At 69.3% G+C, this 16,518-nt stretch carries 21 protein-coding genes; 7 read left to right on the top strand and 14 right to left on the bottom strand.

Features of this window, described 5'->3' with window-relative positions; translation table 11 throughout:
- The first annotated feature begins 16 nt into the window (after positions 1 to 16).
- The gene (locus tag AB0M51_RS10100; RefSeq protein ID WP_344188109.1) at positions 17 to 448 is read left to right on the top strand and encodes an META domain-containing protein; all 432 of its coding nucleotides are present in this window, start codon (positions 17 to 19) and stop codon (positions 446 to 448) included.
- Here the strand turns inward: AB0M51_RS10100 and AB0M51_RS10095 are convergent, their stop codons facing one another.
- A complete protein-coding gene (locus tag AB0M51_RS10095; protein WP_344188110.1) occupies positions 449 to 1,738 on the bottom strand; it encodes an aspartate aminotransferase family protein in 1,290 nt (429 codons plus the stop codon). It lies immediately after the preceding gene.
- Between the two features lie 122 nt (positions 1,739 to 1,860).
- Between AB0M51_RS10095 and AB0M51_RS10090 the strand changes: the two genes are divergently transcribed.
- Complete coding sequence (locus AB0M51_RS10090; RefSeq protein ID WP_363749472.1) at positions 1,861 to 2,868, top strand: LOG family protein; 1,008 nt, start codon at positions 1,861 to 1,863, stop codon at positions 2,866 to 2,868.
- 201 nt (positions 2,869 to 3,069) lie between these two features.
- Positions 3,070 to 3,762, top strand: a complete 693-nt coding sequence (locus AB0M51_RS10085) for an alpha/beta hydrolase (protein ID WP_344188112.1) — start codon at positions 3,070 to 3,072, stop codon at positions 3,760 to 3,762.
- Here AB0M51_RS10085 and pdxY read toward each other — a convergent pair whose 3' ends face one another.
- The 5 genes from pdxY to AB0M51_RS10060 all read right to left on the bottom strand — a co-directional run bounded on the left by pdxY (position 3,763) and on the right by AB0M51_RS10060 (position 8,093).
- The gene (pdxY, locus tag AB0M51_RS10080) at positions 3,763 to 4,614 is read right to left on the bottom strand and encodes a pyridoxal kinase PdxY (RefSeq protein WP_344188113.1); all 852 of its coding nucleotides are present in this window, start codon (positions 4,612 to 4,614) and stop codon (positions 3,763 to 3,765) included.
- A gap of 50 nt (positions 4,615 to 4,664) precedes the next feature.
- Positions 4,665 to 5,171, bottom strand: coding sequence for a DivIVA domain-containing protein (locus AB0M51_RS10075; RefSeq protein WP_344188114.1), 507 nt, complete (start codon positions 5,169 to 5,171; stop codon positions 4,665 to 4,667).
- A complete protein-coding gene (rlmN, locus tag AB0M51_RS10070) occupies positions 5,171 to 6,292 on the bottom strand; it encodes a 23S rRNA (adenine(2503)-C(2))-methyltransferase RlmN (protein WP_344188115.1) in 1,122 nt (373 codons plus the stop codon). Before rlmN ends, AB0M51_RS10075 begins: the two co-directional genes overlap by 1 nt.
- A 138-nt stretch (positions 6,293 to 6,430) precedes the next feature.
- Entirely contained in the window at positions 6,431 to 7,099 is a 669-nt protein-coding gene (locus AB0M51_RS10065; protein WP_344188117.1) for a C39 family peptidase, read from the bottom strand.
- 97 nt (positions 7,100 to 7,196) lie between these two features.
- Entirely contained in the window at positions 7,197 to 8,093 is an 897-nt protein-coding gene (locus AB0M51_RS10060) for an LLM class flavin-dependent oxidoreductase (protein WP_344188118.1), read from the bottom strand.
- Between the two features lie 61 nt (positions 8,094 to 8,154).
- On the opposite strand from AB0M51_RS10060, the gene AB0M51_RS10055 reads away from it, so the two are divergent.
- Together AB0M51_RS10055 and AB0M51_RS10050 are read left to right on the top strand one after the other, a co-directional pair.
- Positions 8,155 to 8,556: a MarR family transcriptional regulator gene (locus AB0M51_RS10055; protein WP_344188119.1), complete on the top strand. Its 402-nt coding sequence runs from the start codon at positions 8,155 to 8,157 to the stop codon at positions 8,554 to 8,556.
- 28 nt (positions 8,557 to 8,584) lie between these two features.
- Positions 8,585 to 9,544: an LLM class flavin-dependent oxidoreductase gene (locus AB0M51_RS10050; protein ID WP_344188120.1), complete on the top strand. Its 960-nt coding sequence runs from the start codon at positions 8,585 to 8,587 to the stop codon at positions 9,542 to 9,544.
- On the opposite strand, the gene AB0M51_RS10045 is transcribed toward AB0M51_RS10050, so the two are convergent.
- The 6 genes from AB0M51_RS10045 to rpsB form a co-directional block, all read right to left on the bottom strand.
- Complete coding sequence (locus AB0M51_RS10045) at positions 9,534 to 10,124, bottom strand: GNAT family protein (protein ID WP_344188121.1); 591 nt, start codon at positions 10,122 to 10,124, stop codon at positions 9,534 to 9,536. The genes AB0M51_RS10050 and AB0M51_RS10045 overlap by 11 nt on opposite strands.
- Positions 10,121 to 10,969: a phosphatidate cytidylyltransferase gene (locus tag AB0M51_RS10040; protein WP_344188122.1), complete on the bottom strand. Its 849-nt coding sequence runs from the start codon at positions 10,967 to 10,969 to the stop codon at positions 10,121 to 10,123. Before AB0M51_RS10040 ends, AB0M51_RS10045 begins: the two co-directional genes overlap by 4 nt.
- Positions 10,969 to 11,523 (bottom strand): ribosome recycling factor, encoded by a 555-nt coding sequence (gene frr / locus AB0M51_RS10035; protein ID WP_344188472.1) that lies wholly within the window; start codon positions 11,521 to 11,523, stop codon positions 10,969 to 10,971. Before frr ends, AB0M51_RS10040 begins: the two co-directional genes overlap by 1 nt.
- Positions 11,524 to 11,604: 81 nt before the next feature.
- Positions 11,605 to 12,366, bottom strand: coding sequence for a UMP kinase (pyrH, locus tag AB0M51_RS10030; RefSeq protein WP_344188123.1), 762 nt, complete (start codon positions 12,364 to 12,366; stop codon positions 11,605 to 11,607).
- Positions 12,367 to 12,423: 57 nt separating this feature from the next.
- Positions 12,424 to 13,242: a translation elongation factor Ts gene (gene tsf, locus AB0M51_RS10025; RefSeq protein WP_344188124.1), complete on the bottom strand. Its 819-nt coding sequence runs from the start codon at positions 13,240 to 13,242 to the stop codon at positions 12,424 to 12,426.
- Between the two features lie 84 nt (positions 13,243 to 13,326).
- The gene (gene rpsB / locus AB0M51_RS10020; protein WP_344188125.1) at positions 13,327 to 14,319 is read right to left on the bottom strand and encodes a 30S ribosomal protein S2; all 993 of its coding nucleotides are present in this window, start codon (positions 14,317 to 14,319) and stop codon (positions 13,327 to 13,329) included.
- Between the two features lie 286 nt (positions 14,320 to 14,605).
- Here rpsB and AB0M51_RS10015 point away from each other — a divergent pair, with 286 nt between their 5' ends.
- Positions 14,606 to 15,292 (top strand): peptidoglycan DD-metalloendopeptidase family protein, encoded by a 687-nt coding sequence (locus AB0M51_RS10015; RefSeq protein ID WP_344188126.1) that lies wholly within the window; start codon positions 14,606 to 14,608, stop codon positions 15,290 to 15,292.
- A gap of 3 nt (positions 15,293 to 15,295) precedes the next feature.
- On the opposite strand, the gene AB0M51_RS10010 is transcribed toward AB0M51_RS10015, so the two are convergent.
- Entirely contained in the window at positions 15,296 to 15,700 is a 405-nt protein-coding gene (locus AB0M51_RS10010) for a VOC family protein (RefSeq protein ID WP_344188127.1), read from the bottom strand.
- 51 nt (positions 15,701 to 15,751) lie between these two features.
- Positions 15,752 to 16,231, bottom strand: a complete 480-nt coding sequence (locus AB0M51_RS10005; RefSeq protein WP_209694222.1) for an Rrf2 family transcriptional regulator — start codon at positions 16,229 to 16,231, stop codon at positions 15,752 to 15,754.
- Positions 16,232 to 16,284: 53 nt separating this feature from the next.
- Here AB0M51_RS10005 and AB0M51_RS10000 point away from each other — a divergent pair.
- A partial coding sequence (locus AB0M51_RS10000; RefSeq protein WP_363748800.1) for a hypothetical protein occupies positions 16,285 to 16,518 on the top strand: 234 nt, incomplete at its 3' end.

Raw genomic sequence — 16,518 nt, 5'->3', positions numbered from 1 at the left:
ATGGCATACTGATTACATGTCCGGTCGCGGCATACTCGGCGTCGTCGTGGCGATGGTCGTGCTGTCCGCCTGCGGTTCCGCCGCGGGACGCAGCGCGACCTACGCGCTCGGCCACACGCCGGAACTGTCCGACCTCACCGACGCCACCTGGGTGGCGCACAGCATCGCCAACCGCGGCATCGTCGCGGGATCGGTCATCCAGCTCACGTTCACCGCCGACTCGGTGACGGCCGAGGCCGGCTGCAACACGCTGCACGGCGAGGCGTCGATCGACAAGCACGAAATGGTCGTCGGCGCGCTCGCGGCCACCAGGAAGGCGTGCGACTCGTCACTGCAGGCGCAGGACCGCTGGCTGGCCGCGTTCCTTGCCGCCCGGCCCACGATCGAGCGGCAAGGCAACGAACTCTGGCTGAGCCGTCGTGCGGAGGTCCTGCACCTCACCTCATGATCAGTGCAGGGTGCCGAACGAGTCGCGAATGATCTCGAGGGCTTCGGCGGCCTCTTGTTCGGTCAGCGTCATCGGCGGGGCCATCCGGAGGACGTTGCCGTACAGGCCGCCCTTGCCGATCAGTAGACCGCGGTCCTTGGTCTCCTGCTGCAGTTTGGTGGTGGCAGCCGGGTCCGGGGTGTTGTCGTCCGGCTTGACGATCTCGGCGGCGAGCATCAGCCCCTTGCCGCGGACGTCGCCGAGCTCCGGGAACTCGTCGGAGATCCCGCGCAGGCCGTCGACCAGCTGTGCGCCGCGCTTGGCCGCGTTCGCCTGCAGGTCCTTGTCGAGCAGGTAGTCGATGGTCGCCTTGGCCGCCGTCGTCGAGATCGGGTTACCGCCGAACGTGGACAGCGAGTTCGCCTTGATGCTGTCCATCAGTTCGCCCCTGGCGACCACGCCGCCGATCGCGAACCCGTTGCCGAGCCCCTTCGCGAACGTCATCGCGTCCGGTACGACGTCGTGCGCCTGGATCCCCCAGAAGTGCTCGCCTGTCCGGCCCCACCCGGTCTGCACCTCGTCCGAGATGAACAGGATCCCGTACTCGTCCAGGACCTCCTTGAACGCGGCGTACAGGCCGTCGGGCGGCGAGGAGAACCCGCCGACGCCCTGGATCGGCTCCGCGATCAGGCAGGCGACGTCGCCCGCGGTGGTGGTCTCGATGACGTCGCGCAGGTCCTCGACGCAGACCTTGATGTACTCCGCGTCCGGCAGCTCCCGGAACGGGCTGCGGTACCGGTACGCGCCCTGCACGTACTGCACGTTCACGGGCGACAGGCTGCTCGCGGACCAGCCGCGGTTGCCGGTGATCGCCACGGTGCCGAACGCGCGGCCATGGTACGAGTTGCGCATCGCGAGGACCTGGTTGGACCGGCGCGCCTGGGTGGCCAGCAGCAGGGCGGTCTCGTTCGCCTCGGTGCCGGAGTTCGCGAAGAACACCTTCGCGTCCGGGATCCCGGACAGCTCGGCGATCTGCTCGGCCAGCTCGATCTGCTTACGGATCAGGTACACCGTCGAGGTGTGCGCGATCCCGGACCCGAGCTGCTCGCGGACCGCGTCGGAGATCTCCGCGATGTCGTAGCCGATCGCGTTGGTGAGGATGCCGGCGAAGAAGTCGAGATAGGTGTTCCCCTCACCGTCGGTGACCCGGCGGCCGGACCCTTGCACGATCTCGATCGGCTCTTCGTAGTACAACGCGAGCCAAGCCGGCATGACGGCCTTGTGACGCTCCCAGAGCTCCGCATGTGTCATGTCCAACCTTTAGCACGTCTATCGCGGCTATGGTGCTCTCCGTGACGTTGCCCAGCATCCCTCATGTGGACATCGAGTCCCTGGAGCACTTCGACCGGCTGCTCGCCTCCGGCGCCACCACGATGGCCGGTTGGCGGATCCAGTCCGTCGACCTCACCGGGCGTACGGCAGAACTCCTCGGGCTGAAGCCGACCGGGTCGGTGTTCCTCGGCTGCGGGCTGGCCGACGAGGCGGACGCATGGGTGCGGGACGGCGGCGGGCTGGTGTTCCCGGCGATCCCGGAGCTGCCGTTCGACGCGTACCGCGGGCGGCTGTACGACGCCGACGAGCTGTACGCGGGGCTCGAGCACGGGTACGACGCCACACCGGATGCCCAGATCTACGCGTGGTCCCGGCAGCACGACGAGAAGGGCGACACGGGCCGTACGCTCGCCTCCGCGCTGCACGACCACGCGATCGCCGACGCGCTGACGGAGCTCCCCTCCTCGCGGCCCTGGGTCGGCGTGATGGGCGGTCACGGCGTACTGCGTGGCGCCGCCGACTACCGGTCCGCCGTACTGCTCGGTCGTACCCTGGCCCGCCGCGGGCACGTGGTGGTCACCGGCGGCGGTCCGGGCGCGATGGAGGCAGCCAACCTCGGGGCATCGCTGGCGGCGTACGACGACTCCGTGGTCGAGGAGGTGCTCACGCGGCTGACCGCCGTACCGTCGTTCCGGCCGTCGATCGCGGCCTGGGCGACGGCCGGTCTCGACGTACGGCGGGAGTTCCCGGGCGATGGTGGCGTGTCGGTCCCGACGTGGTTCTACGGGCACGAGCCGCCGAACGTGTTCGCGTCCGCGATCGCGAAGTACTTCTCCAACGCGCAGCGTGAGGACGTCCTGCTCAGCCGTGCCCGTGGCGGCATCATCTACCTGCCAGGAGCCGCCGGCACGGTCCAGGAGGTCTTCCAGGCCGCCACACCGAACTACTACGGCGACGCGGCCACGCAGATCCCCCTGGTGCTGGTAGACGTCGACCACTGGACCACCAAGCTCCCCGTCTGGCCCCTACTCGAGTCCCTGGCCGCCGACCGCCCGATGTCGATCCACCTCGTCCCCACCATCGACAAGGCCGCCGAACTGGTCACCTGAGCCTCTTCGTCAGCTTCACGTCCTCCTCTGCGCCGCGACCCAGCCGGTCACGGCGGCGAGGGCTCTGTCGGGTGATCGCCACGGAGCGACCCCTTCGGCGAGGCGAGGAGACAGCGCCAGAACGGCTGCGTGGTCTGCGTCTTCGTAGCGGCGTACCTGCATGTACTCAGTCTGTCGGTGGGGTGGTTTACGGTGCTCGGCATGGTGAGCTTTGTGCTGGTGCCCGGGGCGTGGTTGGGAGCTTGGGCGTGGGATGAAGTGGCTCAGGTGCTGCGGGATGCCGGGCACGCGGTTCATCCGGTGACGTTGAGCGGGGTGGCCGAGCGGCGCGGGGTCGACGCGGGGCAGCAGGAGCACGTTCGGGACATCGTGCGGGTCGTCGAGGAAAACGATCTGCGGGACGTCGTGCTGGTCGGGCACAGCTACGCGGGCGTGCCGACCGGGCAGGCGGCCGGGCGGATCGGGGACCGGCTCCGGCGGGTGGTGTACGTCGACTCGAACATTCCGACCGACGGGAAGTCGTTCGCGGACGGCTGGTCCGCGGAGGGGCAGGCGTGGCTGCGGGACCAGCTCGAGCAGACCGGCGGGTACTGGCCGCCGCTGACCGCCGAGGACTACGTGGGCCAGGACCTGACCGACGCCGCGATCGCGCTGATCCTGGAGCGCGGTACGCCGCACCCCGGGCGCGCGGTCACGGAGCCGGCCGAGCTGGTCCGGCCGATCGGCGAGCTGCCCACGACGTACCTCAAATGCCTGATGGACGGCGCGACACCGTCCACCGTCGTCCTCGAGCAGCTCGAGTCACCGCTGTGGGAGCTCGTGGAGCTCGACACCGGCCACTGGCCGATGCTCTCCCAGCCGGAGGCGCTGGCGAAGCTCCTGATGGCCGTCTAGTCAGGCGACCTGGCGCGGCTTGAACTGGAGCTGCGGGTTGGCGTACGCGTCCTGCGACTCGACCAGCTGCAGCTCCCGCTCCCCCGACTCGTGGGTACGCGTGAGCAGGTCGAACACGCTCGACGTCGTCCGCGCGAGCGCGTCCGCGAGATCGCCCGTACGGCGGTAGTGCGCCGTGAACAGCGCGGCCGTCACGTCACCCGACCCGTTCGCCTTCATCGGGATGTACGGCGTCTGCACGAGCCACGCACCGCTGTCGTCGACGGCGAGCATCTCGATCGTGCCGTCCTCGCGGTCGGGACGCTCGACGCTCGTGACGAGCACCGTCCGCGGCCCGGTCGCGCGGGCCAGCTCCACGGAGGCCAGCGTCGACTCGAGCGTGTCGGGCTCGGTGTTGGTCAGGAAGCCCAGCTCGAACTGGTTCGGCGTGATGATGTCGGCCGCCGGAACGACCCGGTCGCGCAGCAGGACCGGGATCGCGGGCGCGACGAAGCACCCGGACTTCGCGTTGCCCATCACCGGGTCGCACGAGTACACGGCCGCCGGATTGGCCGCCTTCACGCGCTCGACCGCCTCGAGGATCACATCGGCGATCCCTTCGCCGCCCTGGTACCCGGAGAGCACGACGTCGATCTGCGGAAGCACGCCCCGGTCCTCGATTCCCCGCAGCACCTCGCGCACGTCGTCCGGGCTGATCATCGGGCCCCGCCACGCGCCGTATCCGGTGTGGTTCGAGAAGTTCACCGTGTAGACCGGCAGAACCTCCACACCGATGCGCTGGAGCGGGAACACCGCCGCCGAGTTACCCACGTGCCCGAAGGCCACCGCTGACTGAATCGAGAGGATCTTCACCACGCGATCATCCCAGACCGCCTCCTGGACCGGCCGAACGTGTTCGAGGGTTAGCGGAGCCAGCTCTCGGCTTCGTCGAGGAAAGCGTCGACCTGGACGATGTCGTAGCCCTCCGTGAGCCGGACCGGGCGGAACTGTGCGCCGCGGACCTCGTCGGCGGTGACCGGGCGGCTCACCGGCAGGCCGTTCACGGTCGCCATCACTCGGTCGACGAAGTCGTCCACCTCGTCCACGGCGTACCCCTCACGCAGCCGGACGAGGCCGAACCGCGGCGTCGGGCGCCCGCCGGGGACCGCCGGTGTGCTCGTCCGGGGTGTATCCGGGACACCTGGTAACCAGCGTTCGGCCTCGGTCAGGAAGTTGTCGACCTCCTCGACCGCGTACCCCGGCCCGAGGAACGGCGTACCGAAGGCGGCCTGGCGGAGGTCGGCCACCGTCACCTCCGGCCCGACGGACCGGCGTTCGGCGGTGGCGATGATCCGGTCGACCAAGGCGTCCACCTGGGCACGGTCGTACCGCTGGCCCATCCGGCGGACCTGGAACTGCGGTCGGAGCATCAGGACTTGCTCGCCGCGGCGAGCTGCCCGCAGGCGCCGTCGATCTCCTGGCCGCGGGTGTCCCGGACCGTGACCGGGATGCCGCCGGCCTCGAGCCGCCGGACGAACTCGCGCTCGTCGGCCGGGTCGGACGCGGTCCACTTGGAGCCGGGCGTCGGGTTCAGCGGGATCAGGTTGACGTGCACCCAGCCCCAGTCGCCGCGGGCGCGCAGCTTCTCGGCCAGCAGGTCGGCGCGCCAGGCGTGGTCGTTGATGTCGCGGATCATCGCGTACTCGATCGAGACCCGGCGCTTGGTCTGCTCGGCGTACGCCCAGGCCGCGTCCAGGACCTCGTCGACCTTCCAGCGGTTGTTGATCGGCACCAGCTCGTCGCGCAGCTCGTCGTCCGGCGCGTGCAGCGACAGCGCCAGCGTCACCGGGATCCCCTCGGTGGCGAGCTGGTTGATCCGCGGCACCAGCCCGACGGTCGACACGGTCACGCCGCGCGCCGAGATCCCGAGGCCTTCGGGCGACGGGTCGGTGAAGCGCCGGACCGCGCCGATCACGGCCTTGTAGTTGGCCATCGGCTCGCCCATGCCCATGAACACGATGTTCGAGACCCGCCCCGGGCCGCCGGCGATCTCGCCGCGCGCCAGCGCCCGCGCGCCGTCCACGACCTGCTCGACGATCTCCGCGGTCGTCATGTTCCGCGTCAGGCCGCCCTGTCCGGTCGCACAGAACGGGCACGCCATCCCGCAGCCGGCCTGCGACGACACGCACATCGTCACGCGCCCCGGGTACCGCATCAGGACCGACTCGACGAGCGAACCGTCGAGCAGTTTCCACAGCGTCTTCCGGGTCTCGCCGTTGTCGCACTCCAGGTCGCGGACCTTGGTCAGCAGCGGCGGCATCAGCTCGCCGACCAGCTTGTCGCGGGTCGCGGCCGGCAGATCGGTCATCTCGGCCGGATCGGACACCAGCCGGGAGAAGTAGTGGTTGGACAGCTGCTTGGCCCGGAACGCGGGCTCGCCCAGCGCCTCGACCGCCGTACGCCGTTCCTCCCCGGACAGATCGGCCAGATGCCGCGGCGGCTTCTTGGCACGGCGCGGCTCATCGAAGACAAGAGGCAGGGAGCTAGACATAACCGCCCCATTGTCGCCCGCCGCCCCGGCCCTTCACAAATTCACATCCCCCACGTGCCGAGCATCACAGAACCCTCTTTGTGCACCAGGTCCGTGCGGCGGGGCGGGAACCGTGCGGATCTGGTGCACAAAGTGGTCCTAGGCCGCGTAGCCCTTGGGCGGGATGAGGGTGGCCAGCTGGTTGAAGGTCAGCCAGTACGTCGCGGTCGGGGCGAAGCCGGCGGGGTCGGCGATGAGCACGGTCTGGTCGCTGTCGTCGTACCCGATCACCGTGAAGTAGTGGTAGATCGTGTAGTTCGGGTAGCCCGGCGGGTGGTTGTTGGCCGGGGCAACGATGTTGGCGACGATCGGGTAGTTGTTGTCGATGTCGAGCACGATGTCCCGCCAGAGCAGGTCGCGCTGCGCCTGGGTGGGCGGGTCGTCAGGCATCTCCTTGGTCTCGTACCAGCCGGTGCCGACGTGGTTGTTCAGCACGCGGGTGACCTGGCCGATCCAGTCCGTGCCGTTGGTCGTGGTCGGCAGCTCGTCGGCGAGCTGCTGCTGGCTGGGCGGTGCGATGCGGGCGGAGAGTGCGATCCGGGTGGCGGCCGGCCCGCACCAGTAGCTGGTCTGCTGGTACTGGAAGTCGACGGTCAGCGTCTTGACGGTCTGCGTCGAGTAGCCGAGCTTCGGCACCGGCTTGGTCGCCGCGATCGACATGCTGTCCGGTACGGCGCCGGCGGCGTTCGCTGCGGTCATCGGGAGCACCGCGGCCGCGATCAGCGCGAGACCGCTGACAGCGGCCTTGAACTTCGTCGTGGGAATCATGTCAGCTCCTCACTGGACGACCGGGGCGGATCATCCTGCGTATGATGCTGACACATCCCGCTATGTCATGGTGAAAAAATCACCGACCCTTTCCAGCTCAGTCGAAAGGGTCGATGATTTCCCGCACCAGCCACGGCACGACCCGCTCCGGGTACGGCGACGGCAGCGACAGCACGATGTGATCGAACCCGAGACCGACGGCCTCCCGGACGATCGCCCGCGTCGCGGCCGGGTCGTCGTACGACACGATCTGCTGGAGTGAGCGGCTGATCGTCGCCGGGTCGCGCCCGATCCGCTCGCACTCCGCGTCCAGCCGGCGGATCCGGTCGGCGAGCGTGCCGAGGTCGGTGTGCGGCGGGCCGCTGATGTTCCACTGGTCGGCGTACTGCGCGACCAGTCGAAGCATCCGGTCGCCCCAGCCGCCGATCAGCAGCGGCGGACCGCCCGCCTGGACGGGCTTGGGCGAGTTCCGGTTGCGCTCGAGGGTGTAGTACCGGCCATGGAAGTCGAACTCGTCCTCGGTCCACATCCGGCGCAGGATCTCGATCGTTTCGCGAAGGCGGTCGAGGCCCTCTCGCGGCGGCACGAGCTCCAGCCCGTAGGCGAGGTACTCCTCGATCCCGGGATTCGGCCCCTGGATGCCGTGCTGTCCGGCGGCCTGCACGGTGCCGCCGGCGCCGAGACCCATGATCAGGCGACCCTCGGAGATCACGTCGAGCGTGCTGGCGATCTTGCCGAGGACAGCCGGATGGCGTGCGCGGTTGTTGGTGACCAGCAGGCCCAGCCGCAGCCGGGAGGTCTGCGCGGCGAGCGCCGTGAGCAGCGTCCAACCTTCGAGTACGTCGCCGTCCTTCGGGCCGCGGAGCGGGAGGAAATGGTCCCACAGCCAGGCATCGCGGAGCTGCGGAACCTCGTCCGCTTCGAGCCAGACGCGCCGGATGTCGGCGTACGGAACATGCATCGGGGTGGTCTTCAGACCGAAGGTCGGTGACATAATCGTCAGGATAGCTGATGATCAGCAATGCTGACGATCAGTTTCCCGGTAGATTTGCGGTATGTCTGAACGGCTCGGGTATCTGCTCAAACACGTCCTCGCGCAGCTCACCGAGGCGCAGGCGGCAGCACTCGCGCCGCACGGCGTGAACGGCCGCGACCTGGCGGTGCTGTCCGCGGTCGCGTCCGGCGAGCCGCTGTCCCAGCTCGAGGTCGCGGCGCGGCTGCGGGTGGACCGGACGTCGATCGGCGATCTGCTGGACGGGCTCGAGGAGCGCGGCTTCGTCGAACGCCGGCGTAGTGCCGAGGACCGGCGGCGGAACGTCGTCGTACTCACGCCGCTCGGCGAGTCCACCTTCGCGGCGGCGGAGCAGGTCCGGCTGGAGGTCGAGCGGTCGTTCCTGGCTCCCCTCGCGTCACCAGAGCGTTTCCGCGACGACCTACGGCTGCTGCTCGGGGAATGAGGTCTCCAGTGGGCCGGTTGGACTCGACATGGTCTCCGTACCGCTATCAGTCCTGGACCGCTCTCGGACACGTGTAGGCGAGTCGGAGGCGGAGACACTGCGTGCGACTGTAGCCCTGGCGCAGCAGGTGGAAGAGCTTGGCTACAAGCGTTTCTGGGTCTCGGAGCACCACAGCGTGCCGGGAGTGGTCGGCTCGGCGCCTACGGTGCTGGCCGCAGCCGTTGCCGCACGCACCGATCAGATCCGGGTCGGCACCGGCGGCGTGATGCTGCCGAACCACAAGCCACTCGTCGTGGCGGAGCAGTTCGGCGTACTGGAGTCGCTGTATCCGGGCCGGATCGACATGGGCCTCGGTCGATCGGTCGGCTTCACGAACGGCGTACGGCGGGCGCTCGGGGTGGAGAAGGACGCGGCGGACGACTTCGGCACGCAGGTCCGGGAGCTGCTCGGCTATCTCGCCGGTACGTCGTCGGTCCATGCTCGACCTGGCGAGGGGCTGTGGATCCCGCCGTTCATCCTGGCCGTCGGGGAAGGCGCCTCGATCGCAGCGGCGCTAGGGCTACCGGTGGTGCTCGCAGCCCGGCCTGACTCCCCGAGCCGGCTCGCCGACTATCGGCGTGACTTCAGACCGTCCGCCTGGGCGCCCGAGCCCTACGTGATCCTCGCGGTCACCGCCGCGGTCGCCGACTCAACCGAGGCCGCGCGACAGCTGCTGCTTCCCGAGGCCTGGGCCACTGCGTACTCGCGGACCCGCGGCGTGTTCCCGCCACTGCAGGCCGACGTACCGGCGGAACTGACGGCGCGCGAGCAGGAGTACTTCGACAACGCGCTCCGCGGCCAGATCTACGGCACGCCCGCCGAGGTCGACGAGACGCTCACCGATCTGGTACGCCGTACGGCTGCCGACGAACTGCTGGTCACGACCAACACGTTCGACCGGGCCGCGCTGCTCGCGAACTACGCGGCGCTGGCGAAACTCAGCGACTGATCCGGTCCTCGAGCCGCTTCCGGACGTCCGGCCACTCGTCGGCCAGGATCGAGAACACCACCGTATCGCGGAACGAACCGTCCGCCATCCGCATGTGCCGTCGCAGTACGCCTTCACGCGTCGCTCCCAGCTTCGCGATCGCAGCCTGCGAACGGGTGTTCTTCGTACCGGTCTGGATCTTCACGCGGCCGAATCCGCACGTCTCGAACGCGTGCTCCAGCAGCAGAAGCTTCGTCGCCGGGTTGACCGCGGTCCCCCACACCGCCGGCGCGTAGCCGGTGAAGCCGATGTGGGTCCGTTCGTTCACCAGGTCCACGTCGGCGAGGCTCGACGTACCTACAACTGTGCCGTCGGCAACCAGCCGGACCACGTAGGCGAACCGCTTCGCCGCCGCCGGGATCCACTTCGCCCGCATGTCCTCGGCGGAGGCAGGCATCGCCGCGGGGCCGCCGCCGAAGCCGCTGGCGTACACCTGCTCGTTGCCGATCGCGGCGTACAACTCGTCGATGTCGGAGGATTGCATCCGGTCGAGGCGGACGACCTCGTTGCCGAGTGAACGTCCGTCAGGTGCGATTGTCATGCTTTCACCAGGAGATGCAGTAGGAGCCAGACGATCGGGGCGGTGGCGAGCAGCGAGTCCAGGCGGTCCATCACGCCGCCGTGACCGGGCAGCAGGTTCGACATGTCCTTGATGCCGAGGTCGCGCTTGATCATCGACTCGCCCAGGTCACCGACTGTCGCGGTCAGCACCGCGACCGCACCGACGATCGCGCCGACCCACCAGTCGCCGTGCAGCAGGAAGACCACCGCCGCGATACCCGCGCCGATGCAGGCGAGGGCCGAGCCGGTGAAGCCCTCCCAGGACTTCTTCGGGCTGATCGTCGGCGCCATCGGGTGCTTGCCGAACAGCACACCGGCCGCGTACCCGCCGACATCGCTGGCCACGGTGACGACGAAGAACGTCACCACCCGGCCAGGCCCGTCCGCATCCGGCTGCACCAGCAGGATCGCGAACCCGGCCAGCAACGGCACGTACCCGATCAGGAACACCCCGGCGCTGGCGTCCCGGACGAACCCGACCGATCCGCCCGGCATCCGCCAGAAGATCGTCCCGAGCACGGTGATCCCGAGCGCCACCAGCAGGGCCATCGGACCGCCGAAGTACGCCGCGAGCAGCATCGCCGCGGTCCCGACGAACAGCGGGATCTTCGGGATCTCCGCGCCGCCGGTGCGCAGGGCCTTGATCATCTCGTCGACCGCGACCAGCACGACCACCAGCACGAGTACGACGAACAGGACCTTCTGCCAGTACAGCGATCCGAGGATCAGCGCACCGAGCCCGACACCGACCGCGATCGCGGCCGGCAGGTTCCGCCCGGCGCGGCTCGGGCTGGGACTCGGCGCGGGCGTGCTCTCGACGCCCATCACACCTCGAGCAGTTCGGCTTCCTTGTGCTTGAGCAGGTCGTCGATGGAGTCGACGTACTTCTTCGTCAACCCGTCGAGCCGCTTCTCAGCACTCTTGCCCTCGTCCTCGCCCGCGTCGCCGTCCTTGACCGTCTTGTGGACCTGGTCCATGGCGTGCCGGCGGATGTTGCGGACGGAGACCTTGGCGTCCTCGGCCTTGGTCTTGGCGACCTTGATGTACTCCTTGCGCCGCTCCTCGGTGAGGGCCGGCATCACGACCCGGATCACCGCGCCGTCGTTCCCCGGGTTCACCCCGAGGTCCGAGTCCCGGATCGCCTTCTCGATCGCGGCCATCGCACCCTTGTCGTACGGCGAGATGAGCACGGTCCGGGGCTCCGGGACCTGGAAGCCGGCCAGCTGCTGCAGCGGCGTCGGGCTGCCGTAGTAGTCCGCCAGGATGCCCGCGAACATCTGCGGGTGCGCGCGGCCGGTGCGGATCGCGGCGAAGTCGTCCTTCGCAACCTCGACGGCCTTCGCCATCTTCTGGTCGGCATCGCGGAGAGCTTCGTCGATCACGACATTCCTCGCTTCCTCTGGGCCGCCTCGGCGCGGCCACGTGTGTCCCGATCCTAGTCGTACGGGGCTTACTACCGGTTACTGACCCCGCGAGACGACGGTGCCGATCTTCTCGCCGTGGATGACGCGCTCGATGTTGCCCTCTTCGAGACCGAAGATCACGATCGGCAGCGCGTTGTCGCGGGCCAGGCTGATCGCCGTGGCGTCGGCGACCCGGAGACCCCGGGCCAGGAAGTCGTCGTACGAGAGCTGGTCGAACTTGACCGCGTCCGGGTTCTTCTTCGGGTCCGAGTCGTACACGCCGTCCACGCCCTGCTTGCCCATCAGCAGCGCCTCGGCGCCGACCTCCAGCGCACGCTGGGCGGCGACCGTGTCGGTGGAGAAGTACGGCATCCCGGAACCGGCGCCGAAGATCACCACACGGCCCTTCTCCAGGTGGCGCTCGGCCTTGCGCGGGATGTACGGCTCGGCGACCTGACCCATCGTGATCGCGGTCTGCACCCGCGTCTCGATGCCGAGCTTCTCCAGGAAGTCCTGCAGGGCGAGGCAGTTCATCACGGTGCCGAGCATGCCCATGTAGTCGGCCCGGTTCCGCTCCATCCCGCGCTGCTGGAGCTCGGCACCGCGGAAGAAGTTGCCGCCGCCGACCACAACGGCGACCTGGACGCCGGCCCGCGCCACGTCCGCGATCTGCTTGGCGATCGAGTTCACGACATCCGGGTCGACGCCGAGCTTGCCGCCGCCGAACACCTCACCCGAGAGCTTCAGCAGCACCCGGTGATAGGCGGGCGAGAACGGCGAAGAGGCCGGACTCGTCTCGGTACCCAGGGTTTCCGTCACGATTCCGGCCTCCTCGTTGCCTGTGCTCTTGCCCGTGCGCTCAGATCCTTCTCGGGATCAGGCGCCGACCTCGAAGCGGGCGAACCGCTTCACGGTCACACCGGCCTCGTCGAGCACGGCCTTCACGGTCTTCTTGTTCTCCGTGACCGACGGCTGCTCGAGCAGCACGACGTCCTTGAAGAAGCCGTTCACCCGGCCCTCGACGATCTTCGGCAGGGCGCCCTCCGGCTTACCCTCCTCGCGAGCGGTCGCCTCGGCGATCCGCTTCTCGTTCTCGACCGTCTCGGCCGGAACCTCGTCGCGGGTGGTGTAGAGCGGGCGCATCGCGGCGGCCTGCATGGCGGCGCCGCGGGCGGCCTCGACGTTGTCGCCCTCGAACTCGACCAGGACGCCGACCTGGGCCGGCAGGTCGGCGGCGCGCTTGTGCATGTACGCCGTCACCTGGCCGTCGAACACGGCCACCTTGCCGAGCTCGAGCTTCTCGCCGATGACCGCGGCCAGCGCCTCGATGTTCTCGGCGACGGACTTGCCGTCGGTGAGCTTCTCGTTCAGCAGGCCCTCGACGTCGCCGACCTTGCTGGCCGAGGCGTGCGCGACGATGTCGGCGGCGAGCTGCTGGAACTGCTCGTTCTTCGCGACGAAGTCGGTCTCGCAGTTGAGCTGGACCAGCGCGTTCTCCGCCGCGGCTACCAGGCCGTTGGTCGCGGAACGCTCGGCGCCACGCTTCTGGGCCTTGGCCGCGCCCTTGATGCGCAGCTCCTCGATGGCCTTCTCGAAGTCACCGTCGGTGGCCTCGAGGGCCTTCTTCGCGTCCATCATGCCCGCGCCGGTGGTGTCGCGGAGCTTCTTCACGTCAGCGGCGGTGTAGTTCGCCATTCCTCGTTCTCTCGTCTTCTCGATGCGGCTGGATGGGCGGGCGGTGGTGCCGTCCGGCGGTGAACCGGACGGCACCCGTGGCTGTCAGGCCTCGTCGGCCTTCGGGGCCTCATCGGCCTTCGGGGCCTCGGCGGCCGGGGTCTCCTCAGCGGCCGGGGTGGCCTCGGCGGCGGGAGTCTCCTCAGCAGCCGGAGCGGCCTCGGTGGCCTCGGCGGCCGGAGCGGCCTCGGCAGCCGGAGCCTCGGCGGTCTTGGCCTCGGCGGTCTTGGCCTCGGCCGCCTTGTCCTCGCCGGCCTTGCCGTTCTGGCTCTCCAGCAGCTCGCGCTCCCAGGCAGCCAACGGCTCTTCCGCACCCAGCTCCTCGCCGGCGGCGGCGGAGCCCTGGCCGGAGCGGCCCATCAGGCCGTCGGCGACCGCGTCGGCGACGACCCGGGTGAGCAGGCCGACCGAGCGGATCGCGTCGTCGTTCCCCGGGATCGGGTAGTCGACCTCGTCCGGGTCGCAGTTGGTGTCCAGGATGCCGATGATCGGCAGCTTCAGCTTGCGCGCCTCGTCGACCGCGAGGTGCTCCTTCTTGGTGTCCACGATCCACACGGCGGCCGGAACCCGGGCCATGTCGCGGATACCGCCGAGGGTCTTGAGCAGCTTGTCGTGCTCGCGACGCTTCTGCAGCAGCTCCTTCTTGGTGACACCGGAGGCGGCGACGTCGTCGAAGTCGATGAGCTCGAGCTCCTTCAGACGCTGGAGCCGCTTGTTCACGGTCTGGAAGTTGGTCAGCATGCCGCCCAGCCAGCGCTGGTTCACGTACGGCATCCCCACCCGCGTCGCCTGCTCGGCGATCGCTTCCTGCGCCTGCTTCTTGGTACCGACGAACAGGATCGCCCCGCCCGACGCGACCGTGCTACGGACGAACTCGTACGCGCGGTCGATGTAGGACAGCGACTGCTGCAGGTCGATGATGTAGATGCCGTTGCGCTCGGTGAGGATGTAGCGCTTCATCTTCGGGTTCCAGCGCCGGGTCTGGTGCCCGAAGTGCACGCCGCTTTCCAGCAGCTGCTTCATGGTCACGACGGCCATGAGATGGTCTCCTTATGGCGACCCGGGTGCTCTTCCGGGTCTACTCGGTTGTCACGTCACGGACCGGTTGACCCGTGACTCCTGATGCCCGTCGCGCGAATCCACCCGGACTGCTCCGGGACCGTCGGATTGACGCACTTGTGCGGGCATGCGTAGTCGCCCCGCTCACACGGGGCGCCACCGGAAGTGTACGTGACCGCCCGCCCGCAACGCGAACCGGCCCCAGTTGTCCACAATCCCCCGATCCGCGCCGATTCGCAGGCCCGGAACCGGCACCTTCTCCGGCATGACCATCGCCTTCCTCACCCCCGCCCCGTCCCCCACCGGACCCGTCGCCGGCTGGCCCCTGGATCCCCGCCCCGAGATCGTCCGCGGCTTCGAGCTCCCCGCGAAACCGTGGCTCCCCGGCCACCGCGGCGTAGACCTCGCCGGCCACCCCGGCCAACCGGTCCTCGCCGCCACCCCCGGCACCATCACGTACGCCGGTCCCGTCGCCGGCCGCGGCGTCGTCACGATCACGCACGACGGGCGCCGTACGACGTACGAGCCCGTCGTCGCGGAGGTACCGGTGGGCACGTCCGTCCGGACCGGCACCATCATCGGGCGACTGTCCGCCGTGGGCTCGCACTGCCTGCCGAGAGCGTGCCTGCACTGGGGACTACTCCAGGCCAAGCAGTACCTCGATCCCCTGACCCTGCTCGCCAACCGCCCGGTCCGCCTACTCCCGCTCGCAGCCACACCCCCGAGAGGCGCGGTCCCGAGAGGCGCGGTCCCGAGAGGCGCGGTCCCGACGGGTGTGGCCGCGGGTGCGGGCGCCGTCTCGGGTGCGGGCGCCGTCTCGGGCGCGGGCGCCGTCTCGATGGAGGCCCCGATCGGCGACGCCGGCTACCGGAATCGGCGCGCGGCGAAACTCGTCATCGCCGCGACTGCCGCGCTCACGCTGGCCGCCGGCCTGCTGATCAGACGCCCGTGAGGCCTACGCGTGCGGCAGGTTGAGCTGCCAAGAAACCCCGAACCGGTCGTTCACCCAGCCGAACTTCTTGCTGAACCCGTAGTCCCCCAGCGGCATCAGCGCGCCGCCGCCCTCGACGAGCGCGTTGTAGAGCCGCTCGAGCTCGGCCTCGTCCGCACAGTCCACGAAGAACGACATCGAAGGCGTGAAGGTGAATCCATGATGCTGGTAGCTGTCACTGCACATGAACTGCTGCCCGGCCAGCCGGAACACGGCGACCATCACTGATCCCTCGGGACCTGGCCCCTCGGCGCCGTACTTGTGCATCGACACGATCTCGGCGTCCTCGAACAGCGACAGGTAGAAGGTCATCGCCTTCTCCGCGCCACCCTCGAACATCAGGAACGTCTTGATCTGCTGCTCGGCCATCGCCCATCTCCTAAAGTCGCGGCTTATATAAGTCACGACTGTAGCACCGGATCAGCTCCCGGGAACCCGTGCCTGCCAGGCGTCCTCGTCCCGCGAACGGCGCTCGACGCCGGCCGGGAGCTTGTTCCTGGCGAGATCGGTCAGCGTGGTGTTCTCGAGCACGTCCCGGAGGCTGGCCCGCGCCGCGATCCAGACCCGCTGCAGGACCACCGCATGCTCGTTGTACGTGACGCTCTCCGGCCGGACGCCCGAGATGCTCACGATCGGGCCGTCGACCGCCCGCATCACGTCGGCGACGGAAATCTCGTTCGGGTCGACCGCCAGCCGCCACCCACCGGACTGCCCGCGCTGGCTGGACAGCACTCCGGCCCGGCGCAGGTCGGCGAGGATCCCCTGCAGGAAGCCGTGCGGAATGCCCTGCGCCCGGCTCAACTCCTCAGCCGACACCACCGAATGGTCGTTGGCCACCCACCGCTGGGTGATCTCGATCAGCGCTCGCAACGCATAGTCAGACTTCGCCGAAACCCGCATGTCCCGCAGTCTGCCGCATCCCGGCACCCACCCGCCGCATTCCATCCCTTGTCATGCCTCCGGTCAGCCGATGGGTCAGGCGCTGGATCAGGCGCCGGGTCAGGCGCCGGGTCGGACGCTGGGTCGGACGCTGGGTCGGACGCCGGGTCGGACGCCGGGTCGGACGCCGGGTCGGACGCTGGGTCGGACGCCGGGTCGGACGCCGGGTCGGACGCCGGGTCGGACGCCGGGTCGGACGCCGGGTCGGACGCCGGGTCGGACGCCGGGTCGGACGCCGGGTCGGACGC

Source organism: Kribbella sp. NPDC051137 (genome assembly GCF_040682535.1).
Classification (GTDB): domain Bacteria; phylum Actinomycetota; class Actinomycetes; order Propionibacteriales; family Kribbellaceae; genus Kribbella; species Kribbella karoonensis.
The sequence above is the reverse complement of the archived record's forward strand: the minus strand, read 5'-3'. Positions and strand labels throughout refer to the sequence as shown.

What these genes read in the sequence shown, in the direction of transcription:
- AB0M51_RS10050 (WP_344188120.1), top strand. Translation starts at nt 8,585, where the DNA reads ATGGTCTCCGTACCGCTATCAGTCCTGGACCGCTCTCGGACACGTGTA.
- rpsB (WP_344188125.1), bottom strand. Translation starts at nt 14,319, where the DNA reads ATGGCCGTCGTGACCATGAAGCAGCTGCTGGAAAGCGGCGTGCACTTC.
- AB0M51_RS10095 (WP_344188110.1), bottom strand. Translation starts at nt 1,738, where the DNA reads ATGACACATGCGGAGCTCTGGGAGCGTCACAAGGCCGTCATGCCGGCT.
- rlmN (WP_344188115.1), bottom strand. Translation starts at nt 6,292, where the DNA reads ATGTCTAGCTCCCTGCCTCTTGTCTTCGATGAGCCGCGCCGTGCCAAG.
- AB0M51_RS10010 (WP_344188127.1), bottom strand. Translation starts at nt 15,700, where the DNA reads ATGGCCGAGCAGCAGATCAAGACGTTCCTGATGTTCGAGGGTGGCGCG.
- AB0M51_RS10075 (WP_344188114.1), bottom strand. Translation starts at nt 5,171, where the DNA reads ATGCTCCGACCGCAGTTCCAGGTCCGCCGGATGGGCCAGCGGTACGAC.
- AB0M51_RS10045 (WP_344188121.1), bottom strand. Translation starts at nt 10,124, where the DNA reads ATGACAATCGCACCTGACGGACGTTCACTCGGCAACGAGGTCGTCCGC.
- AB0M51_RS10100 (WP_344188109.1), top strand. Translation starts at nt 17, where the DNA reads ATGTCCGGTCGCGGCATACTCGGCGTCGTCGTGGCGATGGTCGTGCTG.
- tsf (WP_344188124.1), bottom strand. Translation starts at nt 13,242, where the DNA reads ATGGCGAACTACACCGCCGCTGACGTGAAGAAGCTCCGCGACACCACC.
- AB0M51_RS10040 (WP_344188122.1), bottom strand. Translation starts at nt 10,969, where the DNA reads ATGGGCGTCGAGAGCACGCCCGCGCCGAGTCCCAGCCCGAGCCGCGCC.
- AB0M51_RS10005 (WP_209694222.1), bottom strand. Translation starts at nt 16,231, where the DNA reads ATGCGGGTTTCGGCGAAGTCTGACTATGCGTTGCGAGCGCTGATCGAG.
- AB0M51_RS10065 (WP_344188117.1), bottom strand. Translation starts at nt 7,099, where the DNA reads ATGATTCCCACGACGAAGTTCAAGGCCGCTGTCAGCGGTCTCGCGCTG.
- AB0M51_RS10015 (WP_344188126.1), top strand. Translation starts at nt 14,606, where the DNA reads ATGACCATCGCCTTCCTCACCCCCGCCCCGTCCCCCACCGGACCCGTC.
- AB0M51_RS10090 (WP_363749472.1), top strand. Translation starts at nt 1,861, where the DNA reads ATGGCCGGTTGGCGGATCCAGTCCGTCGACCTCACCGGGCGTACGGCA.
- AB0M51_RS10060 (WP_344188118.1), bottom strand. Translation starts at nt 8,093, where the DNA reads ATGTCACCGACCTTCGGTCTGAAGACCACCCCGATGCATGTTCCGTAC.
- AB0M51_RS10055 (WP_344188119.1), top strand. Translation starts at nt 8,155, where the DNA reads ATGTCTGAACGGCTCGGGTATCTGCTCAAACACGTCCTCGCGCAGCTC.
- AB0M51_RS10085 (WP_344188112.1), top strand. Translation starts at nt 3,070, where the DNA reads ATGGTGAGCTTTGTGCTGGTGCCCGGGGCGTGGTTGGGAGCTTGGGCG.